This is a genomic window from Dolichospermum sp. LEGE 00246 (assembly GCF_015207865.1).
Classification (GTDB): Bacteria; Cyanobacteriota; Cyanobacteriia; order Cyanobacteriales; family Nostocaceae; genus Dolichospermum; species Dolichospermum heterosporum.
Genome location: NZ_JADEWA010000650.1, coordinates 1 through 2151, shown reverse-complemented (window position 1 = coordinate 2151; position 2151 = coordinate 1). Strand labels below are relative to the sequence as shown.

Below are 2151 nucleotides of genomic sequence, written 5' to 3'. Positions count from 1 at the left end.
AGACCCTAACCCTCCCCTTGTAAAGGGGAGGGAACTGGATTTTTATTGTTTCCCCCCTTTACAAGGGGAAAGGGGGGTAGCAATGTGATGAAAATTACGGAATACCACTTTTCAAACATCCTCTAATGCTGTATGGAAACTACTGATATCTGAATCTCCAATAAAGCTTTTAATTTCTACAGCAATTTTTTCTGAGTCCCTTTCTGCGGCTATGGTGGTTTCTGCGGCTAAATCAATTTGGAGTTTAATTGCTTCACTAATGCGAATGGTTAAGGGGTCATGGGTAATATTCCATCCTTCTTTTATTAAAGCATTTTTTACCTGTTGATGGAAAACATCTTTTGCCATTGTTTTTGTGTGAATATGAGTTAAAATTATCTGTATTTCAAGATTTAGTTTTCTTCCTTCTCCTAGTTCATCATAATTTTATTATATCATTTGAAGGTGAGAAGCGATCCTGACAGAAGAATTTTGTTCAAATAATTCTATATAACTTTTATTTGCTTTTTTATTATAAAGATTATAGAGACATAACCGTAAATTAGACATCACGAGTTAACTCAACTGAAGCATAGAGTATATCATCTTCAGTTTCTAAGGAATTTAACCACTTTTGATCTATATTTTGGGCAATTCTTTGTTGAGCGAGGTTGTATTGGTGATGCAATAAAACTCTTGTAATTTCTTGACTAATTTCTTGCCACTGTGCTTCAGAAGCAACCCCATTTAACTGTAAGAGTGCTGACCAAGCATTATGAGGTAACATAGCTCCTAGCTTGATTGCAGCACTGGCTATTTGGGATGTTGAGCGATTTTCCATTTGTGATAATGCACTAATTCGCTCTGCTGTTTCTATATCTAGCTCTGCTGAGATGGTTTTTTCTGTCATTGCTCTATTTTTCTCATGAGTTCTATAAAATTATAACTTTTAAAAAACGGTAATTAGTCTTTGAAGATATTGATAACCGATGTATAGAAAGTGATTGCGAGTAGAGAAATTAAGGAAATAAGCATGATCAAATAAAGGACATTTGAAGAACAATCAGATCCCCGACTTCTTAAAGAAGTCGGGGATCTTCTACTCTGCTACGATCAAAGATATTCTTTTAAAACTTCAACTGTAGCTTTTCCAGTTTTTTCCCAACTAAATTGACTTGCTCTTTTTAGACCTTTTTCTGAAAGTTGTTTTCTCAGTTCTGAATCATTAATAATTGCTTGCATTGCTGCTGTAATCTCCCTCGTATCATAGGGATTAATTAAAATAGCAGCATCTCCCGCAACTTCTGGAAGTGAGGAAATATTAGAAGTAATAACTGGTGTACCACAAGCCATAGCTTCTAAAACCGGTAAACCAAATCCTTCCCACAGAGTGGGGAAAACAAGCGCGATCGCTTGATTAATAATTGTTGGTAATTCGTTGTATGATACATAATTAAGGAATTTAACGAGATGATTGATTCCTAATTCTTGAGTTTGTATTTCTAATAATGGGGAGTAACGTTGATCATAAGGTCCTGCTAACCATAGTTCATAATCATTTCTGTTAGGTAGTGCGGAAAAAGCGGTAATTAGTCTTTGCAGGTTCTTGTAGGGGTCTTGACGACCGATATAAAGGAAGTAATTGCGGGTAGGGAGATTGAGGAATTGGAAATGTGAGCGATCGCACGCTAGGGCAATTGGTGTTATTTTATTACTAGGAATCTGGTAAAATTGGATAATATCATTAGCAGTTGATTCTGATATACAAACAATATGTTCTGCTTGTTTAAAAACTTCAGGAGTATAATATTTATGGTATGTCGTCAATGGTGAAAAGCGTTTAGGAAAACGCAATGGTATCATATCAAATGCTGTGACAATAAAACGAGAGTTAGTATATAGTGGTGCTTCGGGAATAGGGGAAAATAAAAGTTGGGATTTGAGGTTTTTATATATTTTTGGTAGTTGGAATTGTGTCCACAATAGACGGCGTAAATGTCCTTTTGTACCGTCCGCAGGAGTAAGATTATTTGGAACTGGATAGCAGTTAAAATCAGGATAATTTTGTGTGGTTAATAACGTAGGATTGAGAGATTTTAAATAAGGGAAAAGATTTTTAGCATAGTTGCTTATCCCTGTTGGTTGAGAGAAAAGAATGGATAAGTTAATGAT

General features: G+C 35.3%; 2 protein-coding genes and 1 pseudogene. All 3 read right to left on the bottom strand.

The genetic code is table 11. The features are described 5' to 3' along the window. Positions 1–123: 123 nt before the first annotated feature. Positions 124–348 (bottom strand): annotated as a pseudogene (locus tag IQ228_RS25100) (element excision factor XisH family protein); the annotation flags it as partial. A gap of 193 nt (positions 349–541) precedes the next feature. After that, on the bottom strand, positions 542–889 hold the full coding sequence (locus IQ228_RS25095) for a hypothetical protein (RefSeq protein ID WP_193964861.1): 348 nt from the start codon (positions 887–889) through the stop codon (positions 542–544). Between the two features lie 203 nt (positions 890–1092). Continuing rightward, the coding region (locus IQ228_RS25090) for a glycosyltransferase family 1 protein (RefSeq protein ID WP_228044074.1) at positions 1093–2151 on the bottom strand (1059 nt) is incomplete at its 5' end.